Here is a 255-nt window from a genome sequence, read left to right on the forward strand (position 1 = left end):
GACTTAGTGTAAGTGGGAAAGAGATTTACAAGCATCGTAAAGAGACGGTCGAACGGAGCTTCGCCGATGCGAAGCAACTACATGGTCATCGTTACGCGCGCTTTCGTGGATTAGCCAAGGTCAAGGCACAAGCGTTGCTCGCTGCGGCATGTCAAAATATGAAGAAAATGGCGAGTTTATTAGAAAAGGCCCTGCGCCTTTCTTTATCGTCTTATTTGACTCAAGCAAAGCACCTATGGCGACCATGGAAGGCAT

General features: G+C 47.8%; 1 protein-coding gene. It reads left to right on the forward strand.

Going from position 1 to position 255, the window contains the following annotated elements:
• Nucleotides 1–255: transposase (locus H8K52_RS20865; RefSeq protein WP_246464739.1), on the forward strand; the 255-nt coding region annotated here is incomplete at both ends.

Origin of the sequence: Affinundibacterium seohonense (assembly GCF_014284305.1) — a bacterium.
Classification (GTDB): Bacteria; Pseudomonadota; Gammaproteobacteria; order Burkholderiales; family Burkholderiaceae_D; genus Undibacterium; species Undibacterium seohonense.